Source organism: Flavobacterium sp. XN-5 (genome assembly GCF_008033395.2).
Classification (GTDB): domain Bacteria; phylum Bacteroidota; class Bacteroidia; order Flavobacteriales; family Flavobacteriaceae; genus Flavobacterium; species Flavobacterium hiemivividum.
Genome location: NZ_VOGZ02000010.1, coordinates 23,211 through 38,594 on the forward strand (window position 1 = coordinate 23,211; position 15,384 = coordinate 38,594).

Annotated in this window: 10 protein-coding genes; 6 read left to right on the forward strand and 4 right to left on the reverse strand. The window is 33.2% G+C overall.

Features of this window, described 5'->3' with window-relative positions:
• Position 1: 1 nt before the first annotated feature.
• The 3 genes from FQU23_RS14420 to FQU23_RS14430 all read right to left on the reverse strand — a co-directional run bounded on the left by FQU23_RS14420 (position 2) and on the right by FQU23_RS14430 (position 8,966).
• Positions 2 to 6,346, reverse strand: a complete 6,345-nt coding sequence (locus FQU23_RS14420) for a PAS domain S-box protein (RefSeq protein WP_147674444.1) — start codon at positions 6,344 to 6,346, stop codon at positions 2 to 4.
• 723 nt (positions 6,347 to 7,069) lie between these two features.
• Positions 7,070 to 7,462, reverse strand: coding sequence for a response regulator (locus tag FQU23_RS14425; RefSeq protein ID WP_147674445.1), 393 nt, complete (start codon positions 7,460 to 7,462; stop codon positions 7,070 to 7,072).
• Entirely contained in the window at positions 7,449 to 8,966 is a 1,518-nt protein-coding gene (locus FQU23_RS14430) for a sensor histidine kinase (RefSeq protein WP_147674446.1), read from the reverse strand. The genes FQU23_RS14425 and FQU23_RS14430 overlap by 14 nt, the downstream gene beginning before the upstream one ends.
• Positions 8,967 to 9,622: 656 nt before the next feature.
• On the opposite strand from FQU23_RS14430, the gene FQU23_RS14435 reads away from it, so the two are divergent.
• The 6 genes from FQU23_RS14435 to FQU23_RS14460 all read left to right on the forward strand — a co-directional run bounded on the left by FQU23_RS14435 (position 9,623) and on the right by FQU23_RS14460 (position 12,316).
• The gene (locus FQU23_RS14435; RefSeq protein WP_165425775.1) at positions 9,623 to 9,769 is read left to right on the forward strand and encodes a hypothetical protein; all 147 of its coding nucleotides are present in this window, start codon (positions 9,623 to 9,625) and stop codon (positions 9,767 to 9,769) included.
• A gap of 80 nt (positions 9,770 to 9,849) precedes the next feature.
• Entirely contained in the window at positions 9,850 to 10,353 is a 504-nt protein-coding gene (locus FQU23_RS14440) for a YqiA/YcfP family alpha/beta fold hydrolase (RefSeq protein WP_147674447.1), read from the forward strand.
• A 99-nt stretch (positions 10,354 to 10,452) separates the two neighbouring features.
• A complete protein-coding gene (locus FQU23_RS14445; RefSeq protein WP_147674448.1) occupies positions 10,453 to 10,659 on the forward strand; it encodes a hypothetical protein in 207 nt (68 codons plus the stop codon).
• 48 nt (positions 10,660 to 10,707) lie between these two features.
• The gene (locus FQU23_RS14450) at positions 10,708 to 11,283 is read left to right on the forward strand and encodes a hypothetical protein (protein ID WP_147674449.1); all 576 of its coding nucleotides are present in this window, start codon (positions 10,708 to 10,710) and stop codon (positions 11,281 to 11,283) included.
• 215 nt (positions 11,284 to 11,498) lie between these two features.
• A complete protein-coding gene (locus FQU23_RS14455) occupies positions 11,499 to 11,945 on the forward strand; it encodes an META domain-containing protein (RefSeq protein WP_147674450.1) in 447 nt (148 codons plus the stop codon).
• A gap of 98 nt (positions 11,946 to 12,043) precedes the next feature.
• Complete coding sequence (locus FQU23_RS14460; protein WP_245181126.1) at positions 12,044 to 12,316, forward strand: PLDc N-terminal domain-containing protein; 273 nt, start codon at positions 12,044 to 12,046, stop codon at positions 12,314 to 12,316.
• 15 nt (positions 12,317 to 12,331) lie between these two features.
• Here FQU23_RS14460 and FQU23_RS14465 read toward each other — a convergent pair whose 3' ends face one another.
• On the reverse strand, positions 12,332 to 15,376 hold the full coding sequence (locus FQU23_RS14465; RefSeq protein WP_147674451.1) for an SbcC/MukB-like Walker B domain-containing protein: 3,045 nt from the start codon (positions 15,374 to 15,376) through the stop codon (positions 12,332 to 12,334).
• Positions 15,377 to 15,384: the final 8 nt, after the last annotated feature.

Below are 15,384 nucleotides of genomic sequence, written 5' to 3' on the forward strand. Positions count from 1 at the left end.
ATTATTTTATTTTTGGAATTGTGAAATGAAATACAGAACCTTTTTCTGGCTCAGACTCTAGCCAAATGCGTCCTCCTAAGTATTCTACGTGCCTTTTAGCAATAGAAAGTCCTATTCCGGTTCCGCTATATTGGTTAGCGTTGTGAAGTCGTTGAAAGATTAAAAATATTTTATCAAAAAATTGAGTCTCAATTCCTATACCATTGTCCTTGATAGAGATTTGCCACTCCTCTTCCATCTCCAAAGCATTAATTTCCACTATTGGCGGAATGTTGGGATTAGAATACTTCAATGCATTGTCAAGTAAACAATGTAATATTTGTGATACAGCTGCTTTGTAAGTCAGTAATACCGGTAATTCATTAGACGTAATTGTAGCAGATTTTTCCAGAATTAGTTTTCTTCTTGATTGGTTGAATTCATTAACAACCAGATTGATATCCACTTCATCTTTTCCTTCAGTAGGTTTAGTCGATCTAGAATAATCTAATAAATCAAGAATGATTTGTTTCATCCTTTTCGCACCATCAGTGGCAAAGTAAATATATTGATGTCCCTTTTCGTCAAGAAGATGGCCATACTTTCGCTTTAACAAATCCATAAAACTAGAAATCATTCGCAGTGGTTCCTGTAAATCATGAGAAGCCACAAAAGCAAATTGTTCTAGCTCTTCGTTAGATCGTTCTAGTTCTGCCGCATGTTGTTGTAGAGACTCGTTAAGTTCATTAAGTTGGGCTGTCATCTGTTTTTGTATAGAAATGTCGGTCATTACCCCTACCATACGAATTGCTTTATTCTCATGGTTTCTGACAATTATTCCTCGGTCATTCACATAAACTATATTTCCATTTTCATTTAATACTCTATATTCTAACTCCCAACGGTTCGTTAATGGATCAGCTATCGCTTCTGACATACTTTTTTGAATATTTTCAAGATCTTCAGGATGAAATCTATCTTTCCAGAAAACACTATTAGGAAGTGAAGCTGAAACTTTTTTTCCAAAAAACTTTTCAATGGCCTTGGAGCGATAATAGGTTTCGTTAACTAAATCCCAATCCCAGATGGCGTCATTGGTCGCTTCGGTTACTTTCTCAAAGCGTTCGTTTGCTTCTTCCAGTCGTATATCGCTTTCTTTTCTCAATGTTACATCTTTGAAATAGACCGACAAGCCTTCATCAGATGGATAAACCGATACTTCAAACCATTTATTAAGAGTTGGATAATAACTTTCAAAATAAGTCGCTTCTTTGGTCGCTACTGCTTTGTGGTATTCATAGAAAAAGTCAGAATCAATGGCATCTTCATATTCATCCCAAAGATACCTACCAATTATTGCTTCTTTTTTTCGATCTAAAATTAGTTCCGCTTCTTTGTTCCAATAGGTAACTACCCAGTCATTGTCAACAGCAAAAAAAGCATCCCCAATACTTTCCAAAATCTTGTCCTTTTCTTCAAATGCTTTTTGGAGTTTTTCAGCTGCTATTTTCCGATCATCTATATTTTTGAAATATACAGATACACCACCATCTGAAGGGTTTGCAGTTACTTCATACCATTTTTCATCAGCAGGATAAAAATATTCAAACGTTTCCGGATCAAGCGTTTGAGATACCTTAGTATACATTTTATGAAGATAAGTATTAACTACAGCGGGGAAAACCTCCCATATACTCTTTCCGATCACCTCTTTTTCGCAATGCTCTAATAATCGTTCGGCCTCTTTGTTAAAATAAGTAAAATTCCAGTCGCTGTCAACAGCATAAAAAGCATCTGAGATACTCCCTAATATCTCTACAACGTTCATTTCTAGTGATTTCGAGAAATGAATATCCTGAAAACTGCCATAAATTTTAGTGCAGGCATTGTTGACGGTTTCACTTTTACCAATGAAACGCACCCATCGTTCTTTACCTAGGCCTGTTTTCATTAATACTTCTTCATCAAACTCTAAATTTTCCCTAATTAATAGATCAATAGCGGTCTTAATACGTTCTTTACTTTCACCTACATAAAAAGCAAAGGACTCTTTGAGCGTTAGATTATAATTCTCCTCTAATTCTAAAGTTTTCTTTATCATAGGAGACCAGTACAAATGCGCTCCGTTTTGGTTTAATAAATCCAATTCCCAACTGCCAATTCTAGCCATATGGCTAGCTTGAGCTAATAATTCCTCGTTTCTAACCTCCTGCGTTATATCGAGAATAATTGAGTTGAACAAAACCGTCCCGTCTGCCATAAAAATGGGCGCTCCATAACCTAAATGTGTCCGAAGCTCCCCTGTAGGCATTACGTATTTTATACGACTTACCCATTTCGTTTTGGTTTCTATCGATTTAAGAATAGTTTGTTGAACCTCCTCAAATTGTCCACCTGCTTTAATTTGATCCCATATCACATTGATATCTTCCCTAACTTCCTCCACAGTAAAACCCCACAATTCTTCGCATCCTGCCGAAACATACCTCACGCAATCTGATCCATCTGGGCTAATAACATACTGATATACAACTCCGGGTAAATTTCCCGTAATTGAGCTTAATCTATTCTCCGTATCTTTAAGAGTAGTAATATCCTGAAAACTACCATAGATTCTATTAGCCTTACCCTTTATTTTTTCAACACTACCTATTATTCGAACCCATTTTTCATTTTTGTTGGGAGTGATAATAACCGCTTCATAATCAACTGAAATGCCTTTTTCAAAACAATCTGCTATCTTTGATTGTGCCAAAGAGCGAAAATCTTCTCTGTAAAAATTAATCCAACTTTCTAAATCAACTAAATAATCTTTACGCTCTATTTCTAGTATATCATACATGATATCCGATATTGTAGCTTTGTTTTCACCCAACTCTACTTCCCAACTACCGATCTTTGCTTGATTTGTAACCTGTTCTACGAGTTCCTCGTTCTTAGCTTCATCTGTTATATCCAAAATCACAGAATTGAATAATACGGTTCCATCAGCTAAAAAAGTAGGTGTTCCATAACCCAAATGAGTTTTTATTTCACCACTAGGCAGTATGTATTTCCACCGAGCACTCCACTTTGATTTGGAGACTATAGACTCTCTAATACTTTCTTTAAGTTTTTCAATTTCTCCAGAAGTTTTAATGCGGCCCCAGATCAATTGATTATCTTGGATTACTTGATCAGCTGTATAGCCCCATATTTGTTCTGCTCCTTTAGTGACATATTTTAGAGTATCTGTACCATCCGGATAAATAAGATATTGATAAACAACCCCAGGCAAATTATCTGCTAAAGATTGCAGTCTCAATTCGGCTTCTTTACGGTCATTAATATCTTGACAGCTACCATAAATGCGAGTACTTTGACCATTAACCAATTCGCAACTTCCTATAATACGTATCCAAACCTCTTTCTTTTTGGCTGTCACTAATACCGCTTCAAAGTCAAAAGGCTCTGCTGTATCTATGCATTTCTGAATACTTGTTTGGGCCAGTTCTTTAAAATCTTCTCGATAAAAATTGATCGTACCATCCAAACTTGGAGTAAATGAAATTCGATCTGTTTCATACATTTGATAAATCTCATCTGACCAATATACCGTTTGGTTAATTAAGTCAATCTTCCAACTTCCAATTTTGGCCAAACTATTGCTTTGACGGTATAATTCCCTAAGCTTCTTTTTTTCAGTAATGTTCTTTGCAGAGGCATAGATAATCCCTTCATTTAAAATAGACTTACAAGTCCAGCTAAGCCAAACAATTTTACCCGTTTTACTAATAAAGCGATTTTCAAGTTTATATTCGTTTTCTTCTTTTTCTAAATTTATAAGTTTTGCTGAGAAAACTCCTTGATCTTCTGGGCAAACAAAATCTTCTAATTGATGATAAAGTATATCTTCTTCTACATAGCCCATTAATTCGCAACCAGCATTATTCATCTTTAAAAATCGTCCTTTAAAGTCTATTAAGCAAAGAATGTCTGGTATCGAATCGAATAAATGATTCAGATCGTTTTCAAGCTTTTTTCGGTTGAGTTCAGATCCTATAAATCCCTCGAGTTTTTTAAATATTCTAGCAAAGTTTTTTAAATAGCTAGTGTCATTCTTCGTACCAATCTGAAGTACTCCTATCACTTCATCATTAAAGAACAATGGAATTCCTAATATCGATTTTATTCCTATTTTTTGGGTCGCCTCTTTTCTTACAAAACCTTTGGATATTTCAGTATCATTCCAAAGATGCTGTGTTCGATCTGACCATACTTTTCCAATTAAACCTTCGGATAATTTAAAAGTTTTTACACCTTGACTGTAGTCATAAAACTTTTCATCCCCATAATCAGCTAGATAATGGCTACAAAGTTGCATTTCGCTTTTCTCAAGATTTGGGGTCCATAATTCGACAAAATCAAAACTTCCAAATTTACTGATGGATTTGCATAACTTATAGGATGCAGCTACATAATCATTCTCGGCATTAAAATTTATACTAATTTTTGCCAATAATTCTTGTTCTAGTTCTTTGTTCTTTTGTTCAGTCACATCCCGTTCTATCGCAATCGAGTGTGTATAACATCCTTTTTCATCAGCAACTGGTGTTACTGTAAAATTAATCCAGAATTCCTCTCCATTTTTCTTGTAATTAATCGTGGTTATTTCGTAGGTCTCCCTATTTCGAAGTGCGGTACCCAGTTTTGCAAGTTCCTTTTTGTTAGAATTGGGCCCTTGAAGGAAACGAGGAGATTTACCAATTACTTCATCTGCTGTATAGCCAGTCATTTTTGTGAACGCATCGTTTACGTAGATAATTCTTGGACCAGGTTCATCAAAAGGCTCCGCTTCTGTAATTAAAACGGCATCAGTGGTGTTAGTTACTACACTGTTGAGTAATTTTAATTGATGTTCTTCTTTTTTTTGCTCCGTAATATCTCTTGAAACGGAAATAATTTGCGCTATCGGTTCGCCAGGTTTTCCTACGGGAGATACTAACACATCCCACCATTTAAAATTACCTTTGACAGTAGGGCAAAAAGCAGTAAATTGTGCTCTTTCTCCTTTTAGGGCTTTATTCAGTGCGTCTTTTACCAAGCTTTCGTTTTCGCTTCCCCACAATGTCCGCCAGCTCATGCCCTTTACCGTTGAAAAATCATCGATTTCCATCTGACAAAGTCCGTTGTAATTCATGTATTGAATTCTTCCGTTGGCATCTAAAACTTTAAAACAGTCTGGACTACTTTCTAAAACAGTACGGTTAAAAAGTTCACTAGCTTCAATTTGTTTTTGAGCATTAACCGATTCTGTGATATCTCTAGAGTCAGCAACAATTCCTTGAACTGTAGGGTTGTCCAACATATTGGTTAATACCGTTTCTAACCATATCCATTCGCCTTTGTTGTTTGTAAAACGAAAAGGCTCTAAAGTAACCTTATTAGTCTTAAATATTTTTTGTAAGCTAGCCAAGGTTTTTTCTACATCCTCTGGATGAATGAATTCAAATGCATTTTTTCCGATTAACTCTTCTGTAGGGATTCCTAGAACGGTAGTACTTGTAGCACTAACATAAGTATAATTTCCTTCCTTATCTAGTATTGCTATAAGGTCAGAACCTTCTTGAACCAATGTTTTAAAACGCTGTTCACTGAGTGAAATGGCCTCTTGTTGCTTTAATTTTTCCTTGCCATCCCTGGCAACACAATAGATAAGTTTTGTTTCACTATCCCATTTGGCAGACCATAGATTATAGGCGATACCTCCATCCTTTTTCTTATACCGATTTTCAAAAGTGTTTAAATGTTGACCACTTAAAATAGCTTCTTCCATTTTATTGGTATTGAATATATCTTCCCCAACAAGCAATTGTCCGAAGTGCGCGCCGACTAATTCCTCAGGTTCGTAGCCCCAAAGTTGCTTTGCCGCAGCACTAACAAATTTAAAATTTCCTTCTTCATCTACTGAACAAAGAACGTCCAAAGAAGCATTTAGCAATTGACTTGCGTCAGTATTTTGTTTTTCTATACTGGTATTGTCTTGACAAACTGCCAAAATACAGTTACTATCCTGAAAAGTAGTGTGATAGCCACTGATTTCCATATTCAGCAATTCGCCCGATTTTGCTAGATGCGTAAATTTTCCTAAAAAGAAATTTTCGTCTCGCCTTTGAATGTTTTGATGAATACTCAATAATGGAGCAATCTCTTCTTTTACAGTAAAATCTTTTACAGTTAAGGACAGAAATTCCTCCGCTGTATATCCATAAAGCTGTAGTGCAGCTTTATTAACATCAACTATTTTAAAAGTTTCTATTTCGTAAACAAAGGACGGGGAAGGATTTTGATAAAAGAGGCTTCGATAACCTGCAATTTCATTTTTCATATTCAAAAATTAAACTCTTGGGGGACTATTTAAACTCATCTACTACTCTAATGCTTAAAATTTGATGAATTGAAAGTTGGAGAATAATTGCTATCGTTTTTCGGGTGCAAAAGTAATTTAAATGATTAACAATAACAAGCTGAAATTCGTATCAATTTGAAATAGAAAGTTTTACGGCTTTGTTTTTTGGATTTTTATTGTTTTAATATAATAAAAATAGCACAAATTTATATATCCTTAATTTAAATAGAATGTACTTAAGAACGCTTAAAATTTATTACTTAATTAATATTGTCGTCAAAACACACAATTAATTATTAGATGTTCTAATAAAATATCGATATATATATAAGAAAAAACGACCTGAATTTTGTTATTAATTTTTTAACTACCTGAAATATTTAGCTCAATTATTATTATAAATATTTTGCCTCTTATTCCAAGTTAAAAAAACACCTCTTCCCTAGCTAAATTATGATGTGGGTTTTCTAAAAACATTGGCATAAATTTACTTAAAACTAGAAACAGATTTGTTCTTCCTATAAAGGATTCCACATAGCTAATTTCTTCAAATCTTGTATAAAATGGTTTGTAAATTGTTCATTCATGGTCACAAAACCCCAACAGATGTTGGTTTTTTTTATGTTTTACGGTTTAAAATCAACTAATATTTCTTAACTAAAATATTAGCTAATTTTAATAAATCAAGCTCTTCTTTTCTAGCTAAAAGATCTTTTTCAAATCCTCTTTTGTTATTGGTTTTAGAATATATTCTTTTATTTGATCTTGATATTCTTTGGCTTTATTAATATCTGAAATACTATTTGATGAACTAATTATGTAAACATGGGTCTTGTTACCGCTAGCATTGTTATATTTTCTAAATTCATCCAGAAACTGCCATCCATCTATAATAGGCATATTTATATCTAGTAAAATTAGATCCGGTAAATCTGCACCTGAACTTAGATCATTACCTATCTTTTCAATGGCTTCAAATCCATTAAAAAAAAAGGATAAATTAAGATCCATTTTTAGGCTTGCCAATAATTTTTTAATGACAAAATGCACAATTTTATCATCGTCAATGATATATACATCTTTATACTTCTTCATTAAAATGTATTTTAAAAACAGTTCCCTCTCCTACTATACTTTCTACTTCTATGCTTCCACCCATCGCTTTTATCTTGTTTTGTGTAATAAATAATGCAATGTCCCTGCAGTCATGATTATTGTGTAAAGTTTTATAGATTCCAATTTGTTTGTCTCCATTTGACTTTAAATTTACTCCTAATCCGTTGTCTTTTATTACTAATGTTTTACGTGATTCTTCTGATAATATCGTATAACTAATGACTGGAATTATGCCTTCCCGAGAATACTTTATTGCATTAGAAGTAAGATTAAATAATATACTTTCTAAAAAAACAGCGTTAAAGGTTATCGTTTCTTCATTTGAAATCGAATTCTGAATTACAACCTTATTTTTACTTATTTCGGTACCTAAAACGGCTAAGGTTTTTGTGATATAAGCATTTAAATTTAGTTTTTCACTTTTGTGATTCAACTCCGTTTGAATTTCTACCAACTCTTTTAAATGCTCGATTGTCTCAGTTAAAGCAAGAGATGAGGACCGTAAATGTAAATTAGTTTCCTTTAAACTAGCTTCATCTTTTTCATCTTCCATTATATTCAATAACATTTCGATATTTCCAGCATGAGAACGCAAATTATGCGAAACGATATAGGCAAAATTTAATAACCTGTTATTTTGCTCGCCAATAACTTCAAGTGACTTTATAATTTCGCCTTCCTTTTCTTTTTGTGAAGAAATATCAGTATGAGTCCCCATAACTCGAATAGGGTTGTTATTTGAATCCCGCTCAATTATTTTTCCACGAGTTAAAATCCATTTATAATCCCCCGATTTTGTCAAAATCCGTTTTGAATTTTCATAGTTTGTAGTAACATTGTCAATATGCAATTGAACATCACTAAGGTATTTTTCTTTATCTAATGGATGAATTCTATTTTCCCATATTTCTATGGCATGAAAAGTATCTTCTTCTTTAAATCCAAGTATTTTCATAGATTGAGAACAGAAAAATATTTTATCCTCTTTTATATTATAGTCCCAAATTCCTTCAGATGAAGCTTCGAGAGCAAATTGAAAACGCTCTTCTGAAAGCTTTAACTTTAATTCCCGTCTTTTATATTCGGTTACCTCCGTGACTTTTCCATAGAAATTAATTGTATTGTCTTCTGTATACTCCACATTTGCAATGCCTTTAAACCATAAAATTCCTTTATTAGAAACCGTCGCTCGAAACTCATGAGCCCACGTTTTTAAATCTTTTATAGATTCATCTATGGATTGTAGAAAACCCCTGAAATCCTCCGCTACAATCTTGCTTTTTAAAACTGCAAAAGCATCGCCACTGATTTCTTCGGATGTTAAATTGAAATGAGTTATCACAGACTTACTCAAAAAAGGAAAAAAAAATGTTCCATCTTTCGATATTGTCATATGAAAAATTAAATCAGTTGATTCAAATAATAATTTTTTATAAAAATCAGTCTTAACAGCGAGTGAATTCGAATGTCTTTCGGTAGCCATAGTATTTAAAACATGAATTAATTAGATTTAAATTTGAGTGTTTTTATGGTCGGGTTAGATCTAAAACAAAATAATCAAATTTATAAAAAAATACGATAAAATACATTTTAATTCGATAAAATACAAATTTATAGTTAATTAATGCTTTTTTACTTACAAAATAAAACAAAATTATACCAAGAACTTAGATCAATATTAACGTCCAATTTTCACCGCACAACCATTAAGTTTAATTTATTTCTGCACAGAAAAAAATCATAAGTTTATTCGAAAAAACTAAATTCTGATGACTAAATTCTTTAATTAGAATACTCAAATTTAGGAAACCAGCAATCGAATTTTGTAAAATAAGATATCTTCAAAATACAACAGAATCATCTAAATAACAATCAGGAGAACTAAAACCCTAATTCGTTTTGGACAAAATAATCGCCACTATCCATCTTTTTTTACAGCATTGCAAAAAAAAGCGGCCTCAATTTTCATTTGAGACAGCCCTTTTATGTGATTAAATTATGCGATTTAGAAATTTACTAACAAATTACAGCTACTTTTAAAAATAACCGCTAGAAAAAGGAGTAATATTAAAAAACCAAATTAACAACGTCACGTCATGGCGCTAGAACCCACTATTTTTGTATAATAAATAACAGCGTATGACTGTCGAGGAAATAAAGCAAAAAATACTGGAAACGCATCCGTCTTCAGGCTCCACTGGACGTTCCATAGACGACGATAAATATGCTGAAGTAAATGAAGACTACTTTACATGGGAACGTTTGGCCAAAACAAGTAACTTCTAAAGAAGAATTAGTAGCCGAAATTAAATTGTATTTCAAAAACAACTTATACGACGAATTTTAAACCCTAAAATAAAAAACCAATGACTATTTTATATTTACACGGACTCGAAAGCAAATTAAGTCCAGAAAAAAGAACCGTTTTAGAACGCTTCGGCGCCGTCATCGCACCTGACTTAGATTACTATAGTAATCCAAATGTTTATGATTTACTTGTAAAAATGAACGAGGAGTATCAATTTGATGTGGTAATTGGAAGCAGCATGGGCGGTTTTATGGGCTATTATATCGCTAACACAATCCTCTGTCCTGCACTACTTTATAATCCAGCATTGCCACATAGACCCGTTCCCCAAAACATTCCCGCAATAAATCCTTCGAAAACCGCATCACTTTTGCACTTTGCCTTAGGTGCTCAAGATGACGTTATCAAAGCCAATGATAATCTAAAATGGCTGGCTGAAAACCGACTCCCATATACCGATTTCAAAATCTCCATTCACAAGCAAATGGAACATCAAATCCCACTAGGCATTTTCGAGATAGAAGTAACTGAATTCTTTCGTCAAATGGACCTTCTGAAATAAAACTACAATTGAGTGCAGCTTCACAATTTGGCGCAATCAAATTCTATTATTGGAAAAAACAAATGACACAAAAAAACAACAACCAAATGACAACCTATTATGAAGGAATTGCGAATTAAATTAACAGATGAACAGCACGAAAAACTAACCGCTAAATTACAAAACGAAGCGGGAAAAAATCTAGAACACAGCACACTTTCAGGATTTTCGATTACCTTAAACCACGCCTTTCCTGGAGCAACCTGGTTAACGGTTGATATGAATGGCGAACTCGATTTGGGCGACGTAGATTGGGAAATAAAATAAGAAACACAAAGCATGACTCCTTATCTTCGCAACGAATAAATTAAATTAATGTCCAAAATAAAAATCAACTTATTAGGAGAAGGAATAGAAATCAGGCAAATACATTTGGACGCTGATAGGTATCAACAATGGAATGAAATCGCGAAGAGAAAGAACTGCTCATTAACCGACTTACTCTTGGATCCGTTTTTCTATCATCAATTAAGAGACAGCAAGCTAACTTCTATTTTAGACTTAGAGGCCGCTGTAACATCGGGAGTTTTAGATAAACCAAAGAGCCACATCGAATTTTGGTTCAAACGCCGCAAAGTCTTAAAAGTAAAACCAAACCAGCTATTCAATGAAATGGTTTTATTTCCCTTATACCAAATCGAGAAAAACCCTATTTTTGATTCAAATCAATTAGAAAGTGGCATCTATATAATCAAAAAGGAGATTGGATTAATAGCTTCGATGGAATTAAAAATTGCTAAAGATAGCTTAAACATTGATGATTTTACTTTTACAACATCCCAATTCCAAAACGAACAATTTCTAACCAATATTAAATATCAAAACCAAAATTTGAACTTTGTAAAAAGCGATGCACTTACTACTTACCAAACAGGTTTTGAGATAGAATAAGCTGTTATTGTCGAAATGCCTAACTCAGTTTAAACGCTAATACATTTACAGTCTTTTAGCACTTTTTTGTACCAATCAATTACTTTAAATCTTGCACTTGATCGTAACTAAATTATCCCGTTAAAGCCCGAAAAAAATCTTTAACTTTTGAATATCATTTCATTTTCACTCCAAATTTTACCAACTATTAATATCTTTATATAAAACTCATAAATATGAACGTAAAAAGTCCACTTATTGCATTATTAGCGCTGATCGTGATGAGCTGTAATCCTACTAAAAAAACAAATCCAGAATCGAACGGCGAAACAATTGCCGAAAAATATTGGAAACTTAAAATACTGCAAGGGAAAGATATTAAAATGAAAGAAAATCAAGAACGTGAAATCTATTTTATCTTAAAAACAAATGATAATAGAGTCACTGGATTTGCAGGTTGTAATGCCTTATCCGGCGAATTTATTCTAGAAGAAGTTAACAGAATCCGTTTTAAAAATATGGCTGTAACGATGAAAGTTTGTCCAGATCTTGCCATTAACGATAGTGAGTTTCTAGCGGTTTTTAATTTAGCAGACAATTACACTGTAAAAGACGATATTCTATGCTTGAATATGGGAAAAAGAGCGCCTTTAGCTGTTTTTGAAGCAGTGTATATGAATTAATTTAGAATTTACAATTTGGTATGTTTTTGGCGGAAATTTAATATTGATTGCTATTTATTTGATCCGAGATAAATCAAAAAATAGTAACTACATGAAATATGAACTGGATACTAATCGCCCAAATTACTTATTCACTTTTAATCTTATTTGTGATTCTTAGAGTGCTTTATGACACTCGAAGTAGCACTAAGTCTTTGGCGTACATTCTTTTCATCGTTTTTGTTCCCGTAGCAGGAATACTGTTCTATTTTTCCTTTGGTATCAATTGTCGAAAGCGAAAACTTTACAGCAAAAAGATCGTGGAAGACGAGCCGCTTCGGGAGAATATTCACAATAAAATATTGGTTCGCTTGTTGTCGCCTTTTTTATAGTTTTTAGGAACTATTTTAATTCCAACTTTCGCTTACCACACTACCATTATCTGCGTCTTTTACCACATTTATAGAACGCGGAATTCGTTCTTGCAGTTCGCCCACATGTGAAATAATTCCAACAATTCGGTTCTCTTTATATAGCGATTGCAAGGTTTCGAAGACAATCGCGATACTCTCTGGATCTTGAGTTCCAAAACCTTCATCGATAAAAAAGAAATTCTTATCATTCTTATTTAAGGATTGAACACTTTCGGCTAATGCCAAAGCCAAGCATAAAGAAGCCTGAAAACCTTGACCTCCAGAAAGCGTTTTTACACTTCTTGAATTTCCGTCATTTAGGTAATCAATCACCTCAAATTCATTGGAACTATTAATTGTTAAACTCAACTGATTTTTAGTCATTCGATGAAAACGCACATTGGCAACATCAGATAAGTTTTGCAAGTAAATACTCGAAACATAGTTCACAAAACCACTCGCGCTGAACATATTTGCTAGAGTTCCCAGGTTAGTAGCTCGAGTTTCCAATACTTCATACTGTGCTAATAATTCGGCTTTTTCGGCAAAAGCAGCCTGAATTCTTTTTAAGTTATCTTGCAAAGTCGAGACCTTACCTAACTGGGTTTCATATTTTAATTGCAATGCAGCAAATTGTGTTGTTTTTTCCTCTAGAAGTTTACTTTCGAAAGTTTTTCCTAGTATCAATTTTTCTGCTTCTGAAACCGAATTAATTGCACTCAGAAAGTTGACGGAAAAAAGTTTTACTTTCTCTTTTTCAGCCTCTAAGTCCCAATTTTTAATAAGTATCGTTCTCACTTCTTCAACAGATGAAAAATAATGTTCCTGAAGCAATTCTGCAATAATTTTTGCTGTCTGCGCTACTGCCTTTTCATTCTCAACAACTTGTAATTCAATAGCTGCTAAACTTCCAGTTAGCGTTGCTAATTCTTGATTTTCCTTAGCAATAATCTCTTTTATAATCTGATAATCTTCTGCTATTTTTAAATTTTTAGCGTGTAAAGCTATTTTTTCGGCTTGAATTGATGCTACCGAAATTGATTCGTAATCCATAAATGAAAGCACTTTCAATTGTGATAATTCATTTTCGATCCTACCGCTTTTAGCAGCCTTCTTCGTTTGTAATTCGCCTTTAGTAGTATTGTAATTTTTTAGTGACAAAGCAATAGCTTCTTGCTCCTTGCGAAGTTCTTTTTCGTTTTCTTCTAACTTAATTATTGCCTTTTCTAAAAGTTGTTGTTCCGTTTTTTTGGATTCAAAAAGTTGTGAATCTTTTGGATCGAAATCTTTCCAAATGAATTTTGATAAGTGGCTTTTTTGCGCATTTTCAACACTTTCTCTTTCCGCACTAATTACTTTTAATTGCTCTTGAAAATGATTTATTTCGAATGCTAATTTTTCGCATTCTGCCTTTTTCAAACTGAATTTTGTTTCTTCATTAACTAAATCAGTAATTGTATTAGAAATAATTTCTAATTGATTCGAAACATCTTCGCCTTGCATAACATTCGGATGTTCTTGCGAACCACAAAGCGGACAATTTTCACCATCGTGCAAATTCACAGCATACTGTACCAACTGTTTTGAAACTAAAAGTTTAGTTCTTTTTTCAATTGCTTTTTCCTTTTCTAAAGTAAGTGTTTCTGACTTTGTTTTTAAAACGGTTTTCCAACTTTCAAAAGGCAATTCCAAGAGCAGAAAAGCATCGGTTTTTGATTTTAATTGCTTTTGCGAAGCATCCTGTTTTTTGTTATTCTCTTCTAAATTATTCTTTAAAACTAGTTGTTGATGATACCAAGTTCCTAACTCAATTATGAAAGAAGTATCCAATCGATTTTTTTTGACATCAACCAATTGAGTCTGAATTGTGCCCAATTTAACTACTAAATCCTTTTCTTTTTTCTCACTTTCCAAAAACAAGGCTTCTTCAACCTTTATTTTTTCATCAATAATTGCTACTTCCGCCTTTGCAGTTACGGTTTTTTCTATCGATTCTAAATCGGAAACTTTGTTTTTAGAATTCTCGAGAGCGTTAAAATCAGGCTGCAAGATTTCTAAAGCGGCTTGCCTTTTCAAATTAATTTCTGCTATTAATTTCTTCTGATTCTCAGTCGAAATCAGATTTCCTTTCGATTTTTCTAAAGCCGTTTTCTCTGTTTTTAATGTGACTAAATTGGATTTAAAATTCCGTTCCGTTTTTTCGAATAAATCAATTTCTAGCTGTAACGCATCAATCGCAACTTTTTCAACATTCAATTTAGAAAGATGATTTTTCTTTTTTTCTAAATCTTCAAAATTCGCCTTTAAAGTTGTCATTTTTTGGAATTCATTCTCCACCAATTCCAATTCTAATTTATCCTTTTGCAATTCGCTAGTAGCAGCTACAACTTCATTTTCTAAAGCTACAATTGCTTCTGAAGAAATAGCTTCAAATCCAGACAAAGCACCTTTTAATTGGTCTAATTGTGTTCTGGTAGCACTTTGTGCGATTCCTACTTTCGAAGCCAAATCAAAGCGTTGCAAATGAAAAATTTCTTTCATCATGTCCGAACGGTCCTTGCCTTTCAACTCTAAAAACTCCTTAAACTTTCCTTGCGGAATAATAATAGTACGTCTAAAATTTTCGTAGGTAAGTCCAATAATGTCAGTCGCATCGGCTGAAGTCATTGGAATCCATTGCTCCGCTTTCCATTCATAAGCCAACCGTTCTATAGAAGTGGTTTCTTCAAAACGCTTTTTATTTCTTTTCCAATCAGCTACAAATTTGAATTTTCGTTCTTCAAAATTTAAGAATTCAAATTCGATATTGGCTTTATCTGATTTTAAATTCAGCATATTATAAGAGCGTTTGTCTCTATTGTTCAAACGTTCCGTTTCGCCATATAAAACAAAACCAATAGCTTCTAAAACGGAAGATTTTCCAGAACCCACAGCTCCAAAAATCCCGAATAAACCGGCATTCGTCAATTCTTCAAAATCAATAGTTTGTTTTTTCTGATAGGAATACAAACCGCTAATACTTAATTTTAATGGTAACATAATGGCTT